This window comes from Arthrobacter sp. CDRTa11, from assembly GCF_026427775.1.
In the GTDB taxonomy this organism is placed as follows: domain Bacteria; phylum Actinomycetota; class Actinomycetes; order Actinomycetales; family Micrococcaceae; genus Arthrobacter.
In genome coordinates, this window is sequence record NZ_CP044532.1 from 2,877,437 (window position 1) to 2,894,498 (window position 17,062).

General features: G+C 64.8%; 19 protein-coding genes and 1 pseudogene. 9 read left to right on the plus strand and 11 right to left on the minus strand.

The genetic code is table 11. The features are described from left to right. Positions 1-12: 12 nt before the first annotated feature. From F8G81_RS12860 to F8G81_RS12880, 5 genes are all read right to left on the minus strand, one after another. The gene (locus tag F8G81_RS12860) at positions 13-417 is read right to left on the minus strand and encodes a hypothetical protein (protein WP_323809186.1); all 405 of its coding nucleotides are present in this window, start codon (positions 415-417) and stop codon (positions 13-15) included. 91 nt (positions 418-508) lie between these two features. Continuing rightward, positions 509-652: a hypothetical protein gene (locus F8G81_RS12865; protein ID WP_267275125.1), complete on the minus strand. Its 144-nt coding sequence runs from the start codon at positions 650-652 to the stop codon at positions 509-511. Positions 653-710: 58 nt separating this feature from the next. Then, complete coding sequence (locus F8G81_RS12870) at positions 711-1,586, minus strand: SURF1 family protein (protein WP_267275126.1); 876 nt, start codon at positions 1,584-1,586, stop codon at positions 711-713. Then, complete coding sequence (locus tag F8G81_RS12875) at positions 1,587-1,859, minus strand: hypothetical protein (RefSeq protein WP_267275127.1); 273 nt, start codon at positions 1,857-1,859, stop codon at positions 1,587-1,589. It abuts the gene before it with no gap. Beyond that, positions 1,856-2,299 (minus strand): DUF3099 domain-containing protein, encoded by a 444-nt coding sequence (locus tag F8G81_RS12880; RefSeq protein WP_267275128.1) that lies wholly within the window; start codon positions 2,297-2,299, stop codon positions 1,856-1,858. Before F8G81_RS12880 ends, F8G81_RS12875 begins: the two co-directional genes overlap by 4 nt. Positions 2,300-2,440: 141 nt before the next feature. Between F8G81_RS12880 and fabG the strand changes: the two genes are divergently transcribed. Then, positions 2,441-3,166 carry a 3-oxoacyl-ACP reductase FabG gene (fabG, locus tag F8G81_RS12885; RefSeq protein ID WP_267275129.1) on the plus strand — a complete coding sequence of 242 codons (726 nt, stop codon included), beginning with the start codon at positions 2,441-2,443 and terminating at the stop codon, positions 3,164-3,166. An 8-nt stretch (positions 3,167-3,174) separates the two neighbouring features. On the opposite strand, the gene F8G81_RS12890 is transcribed toward fabG, so the two are convergent. Beyond that, positions 3,175-3,552: a DUF5655 domain-containing protein gene (locus F8G81_RS12890; RefSeq protein ID WP_267275130.1), complete on the minus strand. Its 378-nt coding sequence runs from the start codon at positions 3,550-3,552 to the stop codon at positions 3,175-3,177. A gap of 181 nt (positions 3,553-3,733) precedes the next feature. On the opposite strand from F8G81_RS12890, the gene F8G81_RS12895 reads away from it, so the two are divergent. Next, a complete protein-coding gene (locus F8G81_RS12895) occupies positions 3,734-4,486 on the plus strand; it encodes an SDR family oxidoreductase (RefSeq protein ID WP_267275131.1) in 753 nt (250 codons plus the stop codon). 95 nt (positions 4,487-4,581) lie between these two features. Here F8G81_RS12895 and serB read toward each other — a convergent pair whose 3' ends face one another. Next, the gene (serB, locus tag F8G81_RS12900) at positions 4,582-5,487 is read right to left on the minus strand and encodes a phosphoserine phosphatase SerB (RefSeq protein WP_267275132.1); all 906 of its coding nucleotides are present in this window, start codon (positions 5,485-5,487) and stop codon (positions 4,582-4,584) included. 131 nt (positions 5,488-5,618) lie between these two features. On the opposite strand from serB, the gene F8G81_RS12905 reads away from it, so the two are divergent. The 4 genes from F8G81_RS12905 to F8G81_RS12920 all read left to right on the plus strand — a co-directional run bounded on the left by F8G81_RS12905 (position 5,619) and on the right by F8G81_RS12920 (position 8,397). Further along, complete coding sequence (locus F8G81_RS12905) at positions 5,619-6,404, plus strand: ABC transporter ATP-binding protein (RefSeq protein ID WP_267275133.1); 786 nt, start codon at positions 5,619-5,621, stop codon at positions 6,402-6,404. Positions 6,405-6,424: 20 nt separating this feature from the next. Beyond that, positions 6,425-7,210: a sulfite exporter TauE/SafE family protein gene (locus F8G81_RS12910; RefSeq protein ID WP_267275134.1), complete on the plus strand. Its 786-nt coding sequence runs from the start codon at positions 6,425-6,427 to the stop codon at positions 7,208-7,210. A 7-nt stretch (positions 7,211-7,217) separates the two neighbouring features. Continuing rightward, the gene (locus tag F8G81_RS12915) at positions 7,218-8,108 is read left to right on the plus strand and encodes a TrmH family RNA methyltransferase (RefSeq protein WP_267275135.1); all 891 of its coding nucleotides are present in this window, start codon (positions 7,218-7,220) and stop codon (positions 8,106-8,108) included. A gap of 97 nt (positions 8,109-8,205) precedes the next feature. Next, positions 8,206-8,397: a hypothetical protein gene (locus tag F8G81_RS12920; protein ID WP_267275136.1), complete on the plus strand. Its 192-nt coding sequence runs from the start codon at positions 8,206-8,208 to the stop codon at positions 8,395-8,397. 378 nt (positions 8,398-8,775) lie between these two features. On the opposite strand, the gene F8G81_RS12925 is transcribed toward F8G81_RS12920, so the two are convergent. Both F8G81_RS12925 and F8G81_RS12930 read right to left on the minus strand, forming a co-directional pair. Beyond that, positions 8,776-10,161: an NAD(P)-binding protein gene (locus tag F8G81_RS12925; RefSeq protein ID WP_267275137.1), complete on the minus strand. Its 1,386-nt coding sequence runs from the start codon at positions 10,159-10,161 to the stop codon at positions 8,776-8,778. Between the two features lie 278 nt (positions 10,162-10,439). After that, entirely contained in the window at positions 10,440-10,718 is a 279-nt protein-coding gene (locus tag F8G81_RS12930; RefSeq protein WP_267275138.1) for a hypothetical protein, read from the minus strand. Between the two features lie 273 nt (positions 10,719-10,991). Here F8G81_RS12930 and F8G81_RS12935 point away from each other — a divergent pair. From F8G81_RS12935 to F8G81_RS12945, 3 genes and pseudogenes are all read left to right on the plus strand, one after another. After that, positions 10,992-11,414 (plus strand): annotated as a pseudogene (locus tag F8G81_RS12935) (TrmH family RNA methyltransferase); the annotation flags it as partial. Positions 11,415-11,556: 142 nt separating this feature from the next. Beyond that, positions 11,557-11,814 carry a type B 50S ribosomal protein L31 gene (locus F8G81_RS12940; protein WP_028267311.1) on the plus strand — a complete coding sequence of 86 codons (258 nt, stop codon included), beginning with the start codon at positions 11,557-11,559 and terminating at the stop codon, positions 11,812-11,814. 171 nt (positions 11,815-11,985) lie between these two features. Beyond that, complete coding sequence (locus tag F8G81_RS12945) at positions 11,986-13,089, plus strand: lipoate--protein ligase family protein (RefSeq protein WP_267275139.1); 1,104 nt, start codon at positions 11,986-11,988, stop codon at positions 13,087-13,089. Between the two features lie 66 nt (positions 13,090-13,155). Here the strand turns inward: F8G81_RS12945 and pepN are convergent, their stop codons facing one another. Both pepN and F8G81_RS12955 read right to left on the minus strand, forming a co-directional pair. Beyond that, positions 13,156-15,804: an aminopeptidase N gene (gene pepN / locus F8G81_RS12950; protein ID WP_267275140.1), complete on the minus strand. Its 2,649-nt coding sequence runs from the start codon at positions 15,802-15,804 to the stop codon at positions 13,156-13,158. Between the two features lie 53 nt (positions 15,805-15,857). Next, on the minus strand, positions 15,858-16,973 hold the full coding sequence (locus tag F8G81_RS12955) for a YeiH family protein (protein ID WP_267275141.1): 1,116 nt from the start codon (positions 16,971-16,973) through the stop codon (positions 15,858-15,860). Between the last annotated feature and the right edge of the window lie 89 nt (positions 16,974-17,062).

The window sequence follows — 17,062 nt, forward strand, 5'->3', positions numbered from 1 at the left end:
TCTCAGCGGGGCTCAGGCAGCCAGGCCAGCCATCTTCGTTCGTGCCATGCTGGTTGGCGTCCTTTGTGTCAGTGTCCCGGCCGTCGCGGCCGAAGCCGGTGCACTCATGGCCGGTGCAGTCATGACTGCAGTGCTTGGCGGTACCACCCGGAGCCTGCAGTCCGCCTGGTAGGGATCGATCTGCACGGGCAGGTGACGCGTCCGGGAGCACTTGTTCAGTTGCTCCAGCGCGTCCGGCTCAACCCAGGCGTGGGTCATGTCGATTTCCAGGTCAAGATTTTCCCGGAGGGCGTTGGCTCGCTTTACCACAACGTAAAGGGCCTGGATGCTTTTGGTGGTCACATGGCCTCGGGTGGAAACCTGGGCGCGGGCGGAATCGAGGTCTACTCGAACGAGAATACTGAGCTTGTCGGTCAAGACGCTGCCCTTCGTTAGGGGTGGCCGCGACGCTGCGGCCTCACCCAGACTAGGCAATCGATGTGACCTGCGCAACATTTGATTCAGGTTTTTACTCGGAAGGCTCTCCTGGCGCGCTCGGCCGGTCCGCCTCAACGTCCGGATCCACTACCGGCGAAAGGGCATCAGCGAGGAATTCCCGCGGGCTTTCGTCATCGCGTACCGGCGGGTCATCTTCGGCTGGATTCTCGCTCATGCCGTCATAGTAACCCCGCGGCGGCTGCGGCCGCCGTGGGAACGGGGACGGATATCCGTTACATGCCCCGCGCGTCCAGGATGGCGTCTTCCTCTTCCTCCGACGTCGCGTTCCTGCGTTTACGGGCAACGGCGGGACGACGGCGGGCCGCCGAGTGCATTGTGCTACCGGAGTCAATTCCGTCCTCCGCTTCCTCTTCCGCGTCGATCGCCGCGTTACGGGCCTGCTGCCTGGCGGCATAGCCGAAGCCCACAAACATCAGGACTCCAAAGGCAAACCACTGCAGCGAGTAGGACAGATGCGTCCCCTCCTCCGTGGAGGGCATGGGGAAGGGAAAAGGCATGTCAGCCACTGGCGGCGACTCGCTGGCCAGCTGCCCGTAGGCGCCGGTCAGAAGGGGATAGCCCAGCTCAGCCGAGTAGGTGGGAAGGTCAATGGAGGCCAGTTGCCCGGCCGGGGCCCCGCGCTGCAGCTGCGGCTCACCTGGTTTGAGCCGGACAACGGCAGTCACTTCCCCGGAGGGCGGTTCCGGGACCGAGTCGGGGCTGCCCGGATTGTTGTTGCCAATGGGCAGCCATCCGCGGTCGATGACCACTGTCTCGCCCGAATCAAGCCTGAACGGAACCACTACCTCATAACCCGGCTGGCCGTTCAGCGGACGGTTCCTGACAATCCGTTGGCCTGCGACGTCATAGCGGCCCTTCAGTTCAACCTGAGTCCATTCCTTCTCCGGATCCAGACTGATGAAGTCGTCCCTCGCGTCAGCGAAGGGAATGGGGGCTGCCGAATAATTGGAGACCACCCGGTTGATCTCTGCAAGGGTTTCAGCCCTGCGGTCCATCTGCCACCGCCCCAGGAAGACACAGGCCGCCGCGAAAAGGGCGGCCAGCAGGAGGTAGCCCAGCCACTTGCTGGAAAAGAGGAACCGGTACATTCAGCCGTCCTGCCTTGCAGGGGCATGTCCGGCCTCCGCCTCGGGAGCCAGGGCTACGGTGTCCTTCCAAAGCCCACGCGTCTGGAGATAGTCCTCAAGCCAGGCACGGTGCTCGTTGCAGGCGAGCCAGATCTTCCGCCGTTCCGGAGTGTGGATCTTGGGATTGTTCCAGAGGAGCTGCCAGACGGCATTCGAACGGCAGGCTTTCCGGGAGCACATGGCAGGCCCGGCCGGCCCGGGATCCGTCCCTGCAGCCAGGTCGAAAATGTTCATGAAGCGCGCCGTTCCTGTCCGTTGTGTGGTTCGTCGTCGTCGTTATCATCAATGACTTCGCCTTGGAGCACTGGCGAGACGGGGTCCTCGTCGGCGGGCGATTCCGCCACGCCGCGCTCGAGTTCAGCCAGGGGAGCGGAGTCGAGGAGCGAATCGCTGTGGATTTCCGCTTTGTCGCTGCCGTTGGCGATGACCACTGCAATCCACGGCAGGAAAACCGCTCCGGCAACCATAACGATTTTGAACCATCCATCCACCACAAAGATCAGGATGAGGCACACCATGCGGATTCCCATGGCCAGCGCGTACTTGACCATGCGCTCGTGCATGTCCTCCGAATGGGCCGCAGCGGCATCCGTGATGCTGTGGACTTCCGGGTCCCCGGAGAACCTTTCACGATCTCCGGGCACGGACTGTCCGGCATGGTTTTCAAGGGTCACGGTTGATTGATCACGCTCCAAAGGCTTGCCTCAATTCTCTCACCATCGGCAGTGGCGCCCAAACGGAGGCTAAGATCGGAGGCAGCAAAATCCACCCCTAGCTACAGCGGCCCAGCATGCCGCAGAATCCCGGAGCGTTTAATGTCTGAAGCAGTTACCGCGGCCCGCAGCGTCCTGATCACCGGAGGCAACCGCGGAATCGGTCTGGCCATCGCCGAGGCGTTCCTCGCCAACGGCGACAAGGTGGCAGTGACCTACCGGAGCGAGTCGCAGCTTCCGGCGGGGATCCTGGGCGTCAAAGCCGATGTGACGGACGAGGCCTCCGTGGATGTTGCCTTCTCCGAGGTGGAAGCCGCCCACGGCCCGGTCGAGGTCCTGGTGGCCAACGCAGGCATCACGAAGGACATGCTGTTGCTGCGTATGAGCGAGGACGACTTCACCTCGGTGATCGATACCAACCTCACCGGGGCATTCCGCGTCATCAAGCGCGCCTCCAAGGGCATGATCCGGATGCGGAAGGGCCGAGTGGTCCTCATCTCATCCGTTTCCGGACTGTACGGAGCCCCGGGCCAGATCAACTACTCGGCGTCCAAGGCGGGGCTGGTGGGCATCGCCCGCTCGCTCACCCGTGAACTGGGCTCCCGCGGAATCACGGCCAACGTTGTGGCGCCGGGCTTTATCAATACGGACATGACCGCTGAATTGAACGAGGCAACCCAAAAGGACTACCTCTCCAAGGTTCCTGCCGGACGCTTTGCCGACGCCTCCGAGGTTGCCAACGTTGTCCGCTGGATTTCCAGCGACGAGGCAGCGTACATCTCCGGAGCAGTCATTCCGGTGGACGGCGGATTGGGCATGGGCCACTAGCGCGCGGCTCATTCCGCGGCGCCGTGCGCCTCCCGGATCCAGTCAGCCACCTCGGCGTCAAGTTGATCCGCCCGGCGGAGCTCCAGGTGGTGCATCCATACCGTGGGGGACGGGTGGACGATTTCCTTGAATCTGGGCGAATCGACCCGCCGGGGCAGCGCAAGGGAAAGCACCGCGGGAACATCGGTACTGAGATGGCGGCGCGGATTCCACACATAGGCAAAGCCACGCCGACGGCGGAACGCCACCTGGCTGGCGGTCGTTCGTACGGTGGCCTCCACGGTGGTGGTGATCAGGCGGTGCGCTGCACGGTACAGTTCCAGCCCGTCCGGGGACGATTGAAAGAGCTCCTCCGGGCTGGAATCAACGCCATGCGCTCCAGTCAAGGCTGCGGCCCTGCATCTTTATGGCACCTAGGCATGGCGGCAGCCTACGCCTGCCGACGGGCCGGCAACTAGCCGGCCGGGGCTTCTTTGTTGGGCTTGAACAAGCGTAATGGAGTCCTGCGCTGGCATGATGGACTGCAGGCCTAGACATATTTAGACGTTTCGAACAAAGGAAGTACCTGTGGGACTGCTGGACAACAAAACAGCCATCGTGACCGGATCCTCGCGCGGAATTGGCGCCGAAGTGGCCAAAAACCTCGCTGCCGAGGGTGCCGCCGTCGTTGTTAACTACCGTCAGAAGGCGCCCCGCGCCAACAAGGTTGTGGCTGGCATCGAAGCCGCCGGCGGCCGCGCCGTGGCGGTGGGCGCAGATCTCACCACCCGGGAAGGCGTGCAGGCGCTGGCCAGCGCGGCCATGGAGAACTTTGGGTCACTTGATGTCCTGGTGCTCAATGCATCCGGCGGCATGGAGTCCGGCATGGAAGATGACTACGCGCTCAAGCTCAACCGCGACGCCCAGGTCAACATGCTCAATGCCGCAGTGCCCCTGATGAAGGAAGGCTCCCGCGTAGTCTTCGTGACCAGCCACCAGGCCCACTTCATCAATTCCGTCCCCACCATGCCGGAATACGAGCCGGTCGCCCGCAGCAAGCGCGCGGGGGAAGATGCGCTCCGTGAACTTTTGCCGAACCTGGCTGAAAAGGGCATCTCCCTGGTGGTGGTGTCAGGCGACATGATCGAGGGCACGGTCACCGCCACCCTCCTGGACCGTTCCAGCCCGGGCGCCATCGAGGCACGCCGTGCAGAGGCCGGCAAGCTGTATTCAGTGGAAGAGTTCGCTGAAGTGGTGGCCGGCATGGCCACCGCAGACGTGGAGTCCGGCCACACTGAATACGCGGGCGGTGCCGACTACTTCGGCAAGAGCGTCAAGTAAGCACGGTCACGGAGGGCTGAGTAGACCTTCGGAGGGATTTTGGCGGCAGTGTTCTGCATGAACACTGCCGCCAAACGCCACCTCGTTTTTGTCCGTCAAACGCCCGCGATGTGGCGCACGGCGTCAAGGTACGGCATGTTGATCGCCGAATCAGCAACGGCGCGAACCGCGGGCTTGGCGTTGAAGGCAACGCCTATTCCTGCGGCACCCAGCATGTCCAGGTCGTTGGCGCCATCGCCCACGGCGATGGTGTGCTCCATCGGGATGCCCTCGGCCGCGGCCCATTCGCGCAGGTATTTTTCCTTGGCGGCCCGGTCAATGACCGCCCCGAGCACTTTGCCGGTCAAGGCACCGTCGACGATTTCGAGCTCATTGGCCATCCAGTAGTCCAGCCCCAGTTCGTCGGCGATCGGCTCCAGGATCTGGTTGAACCCGCCGGAAACGACGGCGACGACGTGACCGGCGGCCTTGAAGGCAGCCACCAGTTCGGCAGCTCCCGCGCTCAGCTTCACTTCCCTGCGGACGGCGTCGACGACGTCCGACGGGAGGCCGGCGAGGACGGCAACCCTGGCATGCAGGCTCTGTGCGAAATCAAGTTCGCCGCGCATGGCGGCTTCTGTCACCGCGGCGACTTCCTCCCGCTTGCCTGCATAGGCCGCAAGGAGCTCAATGACTTCCTGCTGGATCAGCGTTGAGTCAACATCCATGATCAGCAGCTTGCGGGGAGCATTTCGCAACCCCGACGGCACAATCGCGGTGTCCATGGCCCTCTCCGGTCCGTCCTCTGAGGCTCCTGCCACGGCCCTCCGCAGGGCGGCGATGCCGGCATGGGTAGCCTCCGGGAGGCCCAGTTCCGCGGTGTGAACCTCATACCGGCTGTCCGCGGCACGGGATTCGTCGTGAACGGATGCACCGTTTTCGATCAGGAGGGAACGCAGCTGTTCCAGCTCCCCTGGGGTCAGTTTGAGGCCGTAGCTGACCGCAGTCACGTTCGAAGTCATGGCTGCAATCTTAGCCAGCGGGGGAGTCCTGTCCGAATTCGTTGCGCCGTTTGCGCCTGCCCCGGACTTCCCCTGCAGTCGTCGGGTATCAGTTATCAGTCCGCCCGCGTTTTGTCCTAGTGTCTACTCCTATGAGTGAAGTTCTTGAATTGGCCGCCGTCAGCGTTGTCCGTGGAGCCAAAACGCTTCTGAACAAGGTGGACTGGCAGGTCAAGGAGGGCGAGCGTTGGGTCATCCTGGGCCCCAACGGCGCCGGCAAGACCACGCTCCTTCAGATTGCTGCCGCGCGGCTTCATCCGACCAGCGGCATGGCCGGCATCCTGGAGGAAATCCTGGGTGCTGTGGACGTGTTTGAGCTCCGTCCCCGCATTGGGCTCTCCTCCGCCGCGCTGGCCAACCAGATCCCCGAGCATGAGAAAGTCCTCAACGTTGTGGTGACGGCCGCCTATGGCGTAACCGGCCGCTGGCGTGAGGGCTATGAGCGCGACGACGAACGCCGGGCCTTCACCCTGCTGAACGAATGGGGCATGGGACCGCTGCTCAACCGGCCCTTCGCCTCCCTGTCCGAAGGTGAGCGCAAGCGTGTGCAGATCGCCCGTGCCCTGATGACAGATCCGGAACTTCTGCTCCTCGACGAGCCGGCCGCCGGCCTGGACCTTGGCGGGCGCGAAGACCTGGTGCACCGCCTCAGTGAGCTGGCCCAGGACGAGTCGGCGCCGGCCATCGTCCTGGTCACCCACCACCTTGAAGAGGTCCCGCCCGGATTCACCCATGCCATGCTGCTCCGCGACGCGAATGTTGTGGCCGCCGGACCCATCGCCGACGTGCTGACCGCCGCCCACCTGAGCCAGACTTTCGGGCTGGACCTTGACGTCACCGTCACCGGGGGCCGCTACACCGCCACCGCCCGCCGCTAAACCGGCGGCGGCAACCTCAGGTGGACCTTCTCAGCAGTACCTTTGTGACCTTCGCCGGCCTCTGGGCAGGCACCATCAACGCCGTCGTAGGGTCCGGCACCCTGGTGACCTTCCCGGTGCTGATCGCCCTCGGCGTCACTCCCGTTGTGGCATCCATGAGCAACGCCATGGGCCTGGTGGCCGGCACCGCCGCCGGCGCGTGGGGCTACCGCCGTGAACTCACGGGCCGCGGCAGGCAACTGCTCAGGCTGCTGCCGGCCTCGTTGCTGGGAGGGATCTCCGGAGCCTGGCTGCTCCTCCACCTCCCGGAGAGGGTCTTCCACTTCGTGGCCCCTGTGCTGCTGGTCATGGCCCTTCTTATGGTCCTTTTCCAGCCGCGGCTGCAGTCCTGGGTGCTCAACCGCGAGGTGAATCCTGAGCATGCCATTCGGGACAAGCGCCATGGGTTTCTCCTGGTGGTGCTGGTCTACCTCGCCGGCGTATATGGCGGGTATTTTGTCGCGGCCCAGGGAATCCTGCTGGTTGGCATCCTGGGGATATTCCTGACCGGAACCATCCAGAACGCCAACGCCATGAAGAACATCCTGGTTCTGGGCGTGAACTTCGTCGCGGCCGTCTCCTACCTGCTGTTCGCCTTTGACCGGATCAACTGGCTGGTGGTGCTCCTGATCGCCGTCAGCTCCACGGTGGGGGGACTCCTGGGCTCGAGGGTCGGCAGGCGCCTGTCGCCCGCCGTGCTGCGGGGGATTATCTTCGCGCTCGGCCTGATGGCGCTGGGCTTTATGATTGCCAATCTGCTGAAATAATCAACCGGTGACAATCCACTACCTTGAGTCCGCCGGGGATCCCCGTGTCTCGGACTACACACAGCTGACGGATGTGCACCTGCGAAAACTACGCGAGCCCGCCGAGGGTATGTACATAGCGGAGTCCTCCCGCGTGCTGCGCCGGGCACTGGCGGCGGGCCACACGCCGCGTTCCTTTTTCCTCGCGGAGAAGTGGCTTGATGACCTGCAGGACATCCTCGGCTCCTATCCGGACGTCCCGGCTTTCATCGGCAGTGCGGCACTGCTGGAGGAAATCACCGGCTTCCACCTGCACCGCGGCGCCATGGCGGCGATGCAGCGCCCGGCGCCCGTCCCGCTTGCGGAACTGCTCGCAGGCGCGCGGCGGGTGGCAGTCCTGGAGGACATTGTGGACCACACCAACGTCGGGTGTTCCAAAATGTCGGGCGTCGATCCTGAGAGACGAGGGCGTTCGAGGATCGCAGTGCTTGAAAATCTGACTGATCATACAAACGTAGGCGCGGTTTTTCGCAGCGCCGCGGCGATCGGCGTCGATGCCGTGCTGGTGACGCCGCAGTGCGCCGACCCCCTTTACCGCCGCTCGATCCGAGTGTCCATGGGCACGGTGTTCCAGGTGCCGTGGACGCGGATCGAGTCATGGCCCGAGGACGTCGGGCTGCTGAAGGAGGCTGGCTATGTCTTGGCGGGGATGACGCTGGGGGAGGGGGCGATCACGCTGGACGAGCTGGTCGCCGAGGACCATGAGAACCTAGCGCTGGTCTTCGGTACTGAGGGGGAGGGGCTTACCCCGGAGACGGATCGGGTGCTCGACCGGCGGGTCACCATCCCGATGATGAACGGCGTGGACTCTCTCAATGTCGCTGCCTCGTCGGCCGTCGCTTTCTATGCGACGCGGTAGTGGCTTGGCCGGAAGTCGCATGATTCGATTCGGTCACGACGTCTCGGCAACTGGACCCACCTCACTGCGGTGTCTGGGGCGAACTATGAATCCACACATGGGTCTTGATTCTGTGGCTCTGGGCGGTGCGGTGCCAGGCCCCGGTGGCCCGGACTGGTACTCAGGCCATGACCGACATCCTGCTTGGGTTTGGCCACAGGGGCCGCCTGCTGTGCACCGCAGCGACGAGGACGCGTACCGCGTCGTGTGGACCGGCACGATCGACGACGGCCGGACGTCGGGGACGTGAGACGACGACGACAACGGCTCCAATCGGACCGGCGACGACACGGGACCCGGAGCGATCCCGATCCGGGCAGACTCGATCGCGCTGGACTACATCTTCAGCTCCGGGGCGAAGACCCCGAATTCGTGCCCGTCGACGGCAACGAGGGCAAGGCCGTGGCAGCCCGGCCGGCCAATCCTTTCAAGCCACCCTTCCGGCTGACCCGCCAAAGCCACACCCGGCACCCCTGGGTGACGGCGAGCATACAAAGCCCACCAACCACACATCAACAACGTGAGGATCCCGCCCCATCGGGCACGAAGCCGCAGCCGTCGGTCTCGTCTCGAGCCTGCAGCACAAGTCTCACCGCCCCTCAGCGATCGCCGGCCGCCGATGGCCGGGTCACGCCGAGGCGATGAGCCGGGGGAGGTTGGAGAGCGCTCCGGCGGCATGGGCTCGGCTGCGCCCGCGAGCCTCGGGGAGGCGTGGGTCGTCGGCGTAACGCTCCAGCTCGGCGAAAGGATACAGTCGGCTCGTGCGCGACCAAGCGGACACGGCCGGATGCTGGCCGCGAGCCCGGGCGTTCGCCATCAGCGCGGCGTAGGAGATGAGGAAGTCGACATTCCGATCCCAGAGGTGCAGCGGGCGGCACAGCTCGTTCTTCTGGTCGTCGTCGTGGAGTTCGGCTTCGACGACGCCAAGCATCGCGTACTGGAACGAGACGGTGCCCCAGAACATCGGCTGAAGCGTGATGCGGCCAGGCCCGAAGATCGGACGGAGTGGCGGCCGGACGAGCCCCGACGCCGCGCAGTGGAGGTGCAGCGTGTCGCGTGTCGTGGGGATGATACCGTCGTCGAGGATGATGCGGTCGCGCTCGACAGTACGCACGTGACCGAGGCGGACGACATCCTCGATTCGCCGGAGGAGGGCGATCTCGGCTTCTCCGACGATCGCGCCGTGGAACATTGTGGGTGGCACCGAGGGATCGACCCGCAGCAGGATTCCCTGTTCGTCGAGCCGTGCGAAGAGATCGTCAACCGTCGTCGCTTGGGCCATGGCCTCGATCTGCGCGGCGTTCGCGACGTACTGGTCGACGACAAGGTCGTGCGGCTGCAGGTAGCGTCGATTCGGCCACCATCCCTCACGCGGTTTGATCCACGTGACGTCGGCGGGATCCACACCCCGCTCGAGAAGCCACACACACGTGTCGAGGGCGGTCTTTCCCGCGCCGATCACCGTGAAGCGTCCGGCCGGGTGGGCGAGTCGGGCTAGCCCACCGGTGGGGATGCAGCGGACTCCCTCGGCCACAGCGAACGGCGGGGCGGAGGTGGCGGGGATGCGGCCCTCGAGGTACCTCGCATCCACCACGCGGCGGCGCACGGTGACGGGCACGGTGCGGCCGTCCAGACGGGAGACGATCCGACCCTCGTCAACGAACTCGCACTCGGGCAGGTAGACTACACGACCGGTCGGCAGGAAGACCCGCGTCATCGCCTCTTCGAAGTGCGCGCAGATCTCGCTCGGGCCGGCCAGCTCGTACATGCCTGCGTTCGTGCCGCTGACGTCGCGCCTGTCGGCTCCGAATGGCACGGATTCGACGCCGTAGAGGTTCGCGGGCTGGTGCAGCCGAACGAACGGATATGCGTCCTGCCAGTGTCCCCCGGGCGCGTGCCGGCGATCGACGATCGCGACCGTGGCATCCGAATGCGCGAGGATCCGGTCGGTGAAGACCATCCCCGCTGTCCCAGCGCCGACCACCAGATAGTCGGCTTCGATGCGCCCTCGCACGCACTCATAGTAGCCTTGGCCGGCTGCGCGGGGAATCCTCCGGTGCGCAGGTACAGTCGGGCGGCCGCCCGACCGGTTATCGCCCGGTCTGCGCCTGACCTACGGGCGGAAGAGCTGCTCGAACGTGCCCGACTTCGTCGGCGAGAAGGTGTTTGCGAGGCACTCGAGGTGCCAGGTCGCGCCGGACTGGCCTTCAGCCGACTTCCTCATCCACATGACCCCATCGTCACCATCGTTTTCGCGGTCTTCGTGCTCTACACCCAGATGCTGTTCCGCGCCTAAGGGCGGTACACCCACGGCCCGACAGGAGCCTGGACCGTCTCCGGCACGGCCAGCAGGAGCAGCGCCCCGATGACGAGGAGGAGCGCGAACACGAAATAGGGGGTGAACAGTGGCGAGGGAACGTACTCGGCCAGGACTCCGCTTGCCAGCGGCCCCAGGCCGAGGCCGCCGATGTCGGCCGCAGTCGAGACCACTTCGGCGCGGCGAGGTCCCCAGCGCGGTCGTGCCCGGCTGTAGAGCTCGGTGAGGTGCGCCGTAGCGGTTGCCGTCAGCATGCCAAATGCCGAGCCCACTCAGTAGTCGGACGACGAGGAGGGCGGGCAATGCGTGCCAGACCATGAAGGCGGACGGCAGCGGAAACTCTGAGCGCACCCTCATCTATGGTGCGATCCATTGGCGACGGGAGTGACGTCCTGACGTGATAGATGCCGCCCGCTGTCGAGATGTCCGCGGATACCGCGCCCGCGACAACTACCGACTCCACATTGCTGAATCTTCCTGACGGACTATCAGTAGCTGTAATCATGTCTGGGGAGCATATTGCAGTACCTACTAGCGTGGGCGCCATTTTCCGGTCCGCCGCCGCTTTGGACATTGATGCGGTGCTTATTTCGCCGCGGTGCGGGGATCCGCTCTACCGCAGGAGCGTTCGGGTCAGCATGGGCACCGTCTTCCAGGTGCCGTGGGCACGGCTGGAAAGCTGGCCGCATGACCTGAACGTTCTCAGGGACGCCGGCTTCACGGTGGCCGCCATGGAATTAACACCCGACGCCGTGGACGTGGATGAACTCGCCGCGCGCAACCCGGCCCGGCTGGCCCTGGTGCTGGGCACCGAAGGCGCGGGCATGAGCGCGGAGACTCTCGCCGCCGTCGACCTCGCTGTCAAGATCCCCATGCGGGCAGGCGTTGACTCACTCAACGTGGCCGCAGCCTCTGCCGTGGCCTTTTGGGAGCTACGGACCCGGCAGTAGGCAGGAAAGCGGTTCGCGGGGACCCCCACGATCCGCTATTATTGGTAGCTGGCCGCAATGCTTTATCTGCGTCGCGGAAAGCGGCCATCCCATTCATACCTGGCAACTGGCAAAATCCAGTTGTGCGAACAAAGGTCCCATTATGAAGTCTGATATCCACCCGAAGTACGAAGCTGTTGTTTTCAACGACCTGGCTTCCGGCGTCAAGTTCCTGACCAAGTCCACCGTGTCTTCCAAGAAGACCATCGAGTGGGAAGACGGTAACACCTACCCGGTCATCGACGTCGAAATCTCCTCCGAGTCCCACCCGTTCTACACGGGTAAGCAGCGCATCATGGACTCTGCAGGCCGCGTCGAGCGCTTCAACGCTCGCTTCAAGGGCTTCGGCGGCAAGAAGTAATTCACTTCCCGCAAAGTTCTTAGGAAGCCCGCACCGGCAACGGTGCGGGCTTCCTGCGTTTCAGGTTCTGCGTACATTTTCTGCGTACTCGATCTGCGTTCCACCTTCTGCGTTCCACGTTCTGCGTTCCAGGTTCTGCATTCCGCCTTTGTCTGCGGCAGGATGGAAGCCATGACGCAGCCTATGCCCCGCCCCGTTCCCCCCTCTCCCGGAACGGCAGCAAACCGCCACGGCGAGTACAAGGTGCCCGGCGGCAAGCTGGTGGTGGTGGATCTCGACGTCGTGGACGGTTTCCTGTCCAACGTCTCCCTCAGCGGGGATTTCTTCCTGGAGCCCGATGACGCACTGCCGGCCATGAACCAGGCCCTGGCCGGGCTCCCCGAAACGGCGACGGCGGCAGAGCTGTCCGCCGCCGTGTCAGCGTCCCTGCCGCCGGGCGCCGTCCTGTTCGGCTTCTCCGCGGATGCTGTGGCGGTCACTGTCCGCCGCGCCCTGGCAAAGGCTACGTCCTGGTCAGACCACCACTGGAACGTCATCGCTCCCACCGTGCTGCCCACACACATCAACGTCGCGTTGGACGAAGTGCTGACCGAGGAGGTGGGCGCCGGCCGGCGCAACCCCACGCTGCGCTTCTGGGACTGGGAGGAACCCTCGGTGGTGATCGGCAGCTTCCAGTCGGTCCGCAATGAGATAGACCCCGACGGCGTTTCCCGGCACGGCATCACCGTGGTCCGCAGGATCAGCGGCGGGGGAGCGATGTTCATGGAAGCCGGCAACTGCATCACGTACTCCCTGTACCTTCCACAGACGCTGGTGGACGGCATCAGCTTCGCGGACTCCTACGCATTCCTTGATGCCTGGGTGATGGCCGCCCTGGAGAAGCTCGGGATCAGCGCCTTCTACGTGCCGCTGAACGATATCGCCACGGAACAGGGGAAGATCGGCGGTGCAGCCCAGAAGCGCCTCGCCAACGGCGGCATGCTTCACCACGTGACCATGAGCTATGACATCGACGCCGACAAAATGGTGGAAGTGCTGCGCATCGGCAAGGAGAAGCTCTCGGACAAGGGGACGCGCAGCGCCAAAAAACGCGTTGATCCGCTCCGGCGGCAGACGGGGCTGGCGCGCACGGAGATCATCTCGGCCATGATGGAGGTTTTCACCGAAAGGTATGCTGCCACCCCTTCTGAACTTACCGAAGCGGAACTCACGGCTGCCCGGGAGCGCGTGGCATCAAAGTTCGGCACCGCGGAATGGCTGAACCGGGTTCCCTAACCGTCAGTGCGCGTGGACCTGCGGGTTCGCTGCGCAGGGACTGCCCCCGCGCACCGAACCCCGGCTTCACTGCGCAGCGGGGTACGGCAAAGGCTCAGGTGAATGCACGTCGGCGGCCTGCGCGGTGAGCGCCCGGAGCAGGTGGCTGCGCTGCTCGATGACAATCCGCCGGAGGGCAGGCGGAGCGTCCGCATTCCCGTCCAGCCACTCGTCAGTGCGGATCACCACCGGATGCTGGTCGGGGCGGCTCCCGTCCAGCGGCATATCCTGGGCCAGGGGAAACAGTCCCCGGACGATCCGGCTGGCGATTTCGATGCTCCAGTCTTCCCACACGCCGCGAAGGCACTCGAAATAGGGCTCCACATAGGGCTCCAGGAGGGCTGAAGGCGCAGTACTGAAGCCCGTGATGGTGGCGCTGAGGAGCTGGTTGGACAGTTCCGTTCCGTGCACGGCGGCGTCCCAGGCAGACTTCTTGACCTCGGGATCGGGGCGGGCGGCGAGCGCCGTCGCGTGGCCGGCACGGCCTGAGGCTGTGGTGTCCCGGGCCAATTCCTCGTCAAGCAAGGCCTGTGTTGCCTCTCCGTTGGCCGCCAGGGCGTGCCAGATGTTCCACCGCAGCTCTGCGTCCACTGCAAGGCCCTCCACCACAGCCGTTCCATCCAGAAGGCCCCTGAGCGTGGAAAGGAAGGCCGCGTCATGGCGGCTGACGGCCGCGAGGGTGCGGGCCCATGCAAGCTGGTGGTCCGAACCCGGTGCGGCACTTTCCAGCCGCGTGTTGACTGCCGTGAGGAAGGCTGCCCGGACGGCGTCCCTTTCGTGCAGAGGAACATAGCGTTCGACGGCGGTCGAGGCGTTGTCGAGGATGTTCAGCAGGACGCCAATCCCCGTTTCGGAAGGCCCGAAGGCCTGGACGGCCTCAATGTACCGGGTCGCAGGGCTTTCACCGTCGCGCGCAGAGTTCCACAGCGCTGTCCAGCAGAGTGCACGGGCCATCGGATCCGTGATTCGGTCAAGCGACTCCAGCACGGTGGCCTCAGACAACGGATCCAGCCGTACCTTGGCATAGCTGAGGTCATCGTCGTTGAGCAGCAGGAGGGCAGGTTCCGGGCGGCCCGTAAGCTCTGGTAGTTCCGTCCGGGCACCGGCAACATCCGTTTCCACACTTTCTGTCCGGACCAGGGCGCCGTCCGTGGCGAAGTCGTAGAATCCCAGCCGGAGCCGGTGCGGGCGGAATTCCTGGCGTCCGCTGACGGGGTCCTCAGCGTCCTGGACGATGGCCACTGTGCCGAGGACGCCGTCGTGCGCCCCGGTCTCCACGGACAGGGTGGAGATGCCTGAAGTCTGCAGCCACTGCGCTGCCCACCCGGCCAGGTCACGGCCGGAGGAAGCACTGAGCGCCTCCAGCAGGTCCGCGAGCGTCGTGTTGCCGTATGCGTGGTCCCGGAAGTACTGCCGGGAACCTGCGATGAAGGCTTCAAAGCCCACGTAGGCCACCAATTGCTTGAGCACCGAGGCGCCCTTGGCGTAGGTGATGCCGTCAAAGTTCTGCTTGGCCGCCTCCAGGTCCGGGATGTCGGCCACGATCGGATGCGTTGTGGGCAGCTGGTCCTGGACGTAGGCCCACGCCTTCCGTTTGTTCGCAAAGTCCACCCAGGCGGTGTCCCAGCCGGTGGCCCGGTCCACGCCAAGTGTCCCCATGTAGTCGGCGAAGGATTCCTTGAGCCACAGGTCGTCCCACCACTGCATGGTCACCAGGTCACCGAACCACATGTGGGCCATCTCGTGCATCAGGGTGTTGGCCCGGGCCTGGTACTGGGAATCGGTGGCGCGTGAGGTGAAAACGTAGCTTTCGGTGAACGTCACCAGCCCGGGGTTTTCCATGGCGCCCAGGTTGTACTCCGGGACAAAGGCCTGATCGTACTTTCCCCAGGGATAGGGGTAGTCGAAGAGCCGGTTGAAGAACTCCAGCCCATTCTTGGTCAGCTTGAACAGCTCGGCAGCATCAAAGGACTCCGCCATGGACGCCCGGCAGTATAGAGCCAGGGGAACATCCAGTTGGGTACCGTCATCCAGCGTTGCCTGCCACCTGTCCTCCGCTTTGAAGTACGGACCGGCAAGGATGGAGGTGATGTAGGTGGATATTGGTTTGGTGGGTGCGAAATCCCAGCGGCTCGTGGCGGGATCACTGGTGAGCTGGGTTCGGGCCGTCTCCGCACCGTTGGAGGTCACCTCCCACCCGGAAGGCGCCATGACGTGGAACGTGAATTCGGCTTTGAGGTCGGGCTGCTCAAAATTGGCAAACACGCGCCGGGCATCCGCCGGTTCGTACTGGGTGTACAGGTAGCACTGGCCGTCGGCCGGATCAACAAAGCGGTGCATCCCTTCGCCGGAGCGGCTGTAGAGGGCCGTGCCGGTCACTGTCACCTGGTTCTCTGCCTGCAGGTTGTCCAGCCGGATCCGGGAACCGTCCACCACCTGGGCCACGGGCAACCCTTTGCCGTTGAGGAAAACGCTGTGCACATCGCTGCCAATGAAGTCCAGGAAGGTGGAACCGCCTGGCTCCGCCGCAGAGAAGTTGATGACACTGCGGCTTGGATACCCTGCCACGTCAGGGTTCTCCGCCTGCCGCACGTCCAGGGAAATGTCGTAGCTGTGGGTGGTGATCAGGGCTGAACGTTCGGCGGCTTCGGCGCGCTGCAGATTCTCAAGTGGCACTCCGCTATCTAATCATGCGGGCAACGCTGATAAACCACCGTTGAACCCCAGTCCTAGCCTGTCATCAGCAGCGCAGCCCCGAGGCCCAGCAGCGCGATCAGGAGCCACGCGGCAAGCGCTGCGAGCAACGCCCGGCCACCGGTGTGCAGCAGCGTTCGGATCCGCACCGCAGAGCCCAGCCCGAACAGCGCCGCGCCCAGGAGGATGTCCTGCAGTCCCGCCCCGGCCTCGAGCCAGCCGGGGGTCAGCCAGCCGCTCGAGCGAAGCGCCACCATGGCCACGAACCCCACCACGAACAGGGGCACTATAGGCGGCAGGGCGAGTTCCGGTGACACCGGCCCGGCCGCGGCACTCCCGGACGGGTTCTGCGCGCCGGCGCTTCGGCGCAGCCTCCCCGTGCTCACTCTCTGCTGCAGTCCTGCCACGGCCACCACAGGCGCCAGCAGCAGCACCCTGGTGAGTTTGACCACGACGGCGATGCCAAGGGCCGCTGTGCCGGCAGTCTGCGCCGTGGCCACCACCTGGCCGACGTCGTGCACGGAGGCCCCTGTCCAGGCGCCGAAGGCGAGGGGAGACAGGGCCAGCGGGTGCACCAGCAGCGGCAGCACCCCGATGGCGAGTGTTCCGCACAGCGTCACCAGCGCCACCGGAAGGACGGTGTCCACATGCCGGATCCGTCGGACGGCGGCCATGGCACCGATTGCCGAGGCTCCGCAGATTGAAAAGCCGGTGGCAACCAGCAGTGATGTCTCGGTCGGCAGCCGGAAGAGGCGGGCTATCAGGTAGGTGCCCCAGAAACTCACCAGCACCACGCCGGCGATCAGGACCATGGCCAACCAGCCCAGGCCCAGGATGTCCATGATGCTGACCTTGAGCCCCAGCAGGACGATCCCGCCGCGCATGAAGTGTTTTCCGGCGAAGTCAAGGCCCGGCCTGGCCCGGCCGGCGATCCAGACCGCGGTGCCGGGCAGGTTGGCGGCGAGGAGGCCCAGGACAACGGCCAGGGTCATGGCGGGGAGGACAGGCACCAGGGCATGGACAGTGAAGACGGCTGCCAGGGAAAGGGCAGCGGTCAGCAGGCCCGGCAGGAGACGGTCAGCAGGGGCGTGCGGCAGTCCCGGCTGTCTGGTGCCCGGCCCCTTTCGGGAGTCGCGCCGGCTTCTGTTCATTGCCACTCACCTACTTTGCCGGAAAGGACACGGATTCCACGAACCCGCGATGCCGTCCCAACACGCCACAATGGATCGCAGTAATGCTT

Excerpts from the sequence above, each read along its gene's own strand:
- F8G81_RS12940 (WP_028267311.1), top strand. The coding sequence starts at position 11,557 with ATGAAGTCTGATATCCACCCGAAGTACGAAGCTGTTGTTTTCAACGAC.
- F8G81_RS12865 (WP_267275125.1), bottom strand. The coding sequence starts at position 652 with ATGAGCGAGAATCCAGCCGAAGATGACCCGCCGGTACGCGATGACGAA.
- F8G81_RS12945 (WP_267275139.1), top strand. The coding sequence starts at position 11,986 with ATGACGCAGCCTATGCCCCGCCCCGTTCCCCCCTCTCCCGGAACGGCA.
- F8G81_RS12870 (WP_267275126.1), bottom strand. The coding sequence starts at position 1,586 with ATGTACCGGTTCCTCTTTTCCAGCAAGTGGCTGGGCTACCTCCTGCTG.
- F8G81_RS12955 (WP_267275141.1), bottom strand. The coding sequence starts at position 16,973 with ATGAACAGAAGCCGGCGCGACTCCCGAAAGGGGCCGGGCACCAGACAG.
- fabG (WP_267275129.1), top strand. The coding sequence starts at position 2,441 with ATGTCTGAAGCAGTTACCGCGGCCCGCAGCGTCCTGATCACCGGAGGC.
- F8G81_RS12920 (WP_267275136.1), top strand. The coding sequence starts at position 8,206 with ATGGGTCTTGATTCTGTGGCTCTGGGCGGTGCGGTGCCAGGCCCCGGT.
- serB (WP_267275132.1), bottom strand. The coding sequence starts at position 5,487 with ATGACTTCGAACGTGACTGCGGTCAGCTACGGCCTCAAACTGACCCCA.
- F8G81_RS12905 (WP_267275133.1), top strand. The coding sequence starts at position 5,619 with ATGAGTGAAGTTCTTGAATTGGCCGCCGTCAGCGTTGTCCGTGGAGCC.
- F8G81_RS12875 (WP_267275127.1), bottom strand. The coding sequence starts at position 1,859 with ATGAACATTTTCGACCTGGCTGCAGGGACGGATCCCGGGCCGGCCGGG.
- F8G81_RS12930 (WP_267275138.1), bottom strand. The coding sequence starts at position 10,718 with ATGCTGACGGCAACCGCTACGGCGCACCTCACCGAGCTCTACAGCCGG.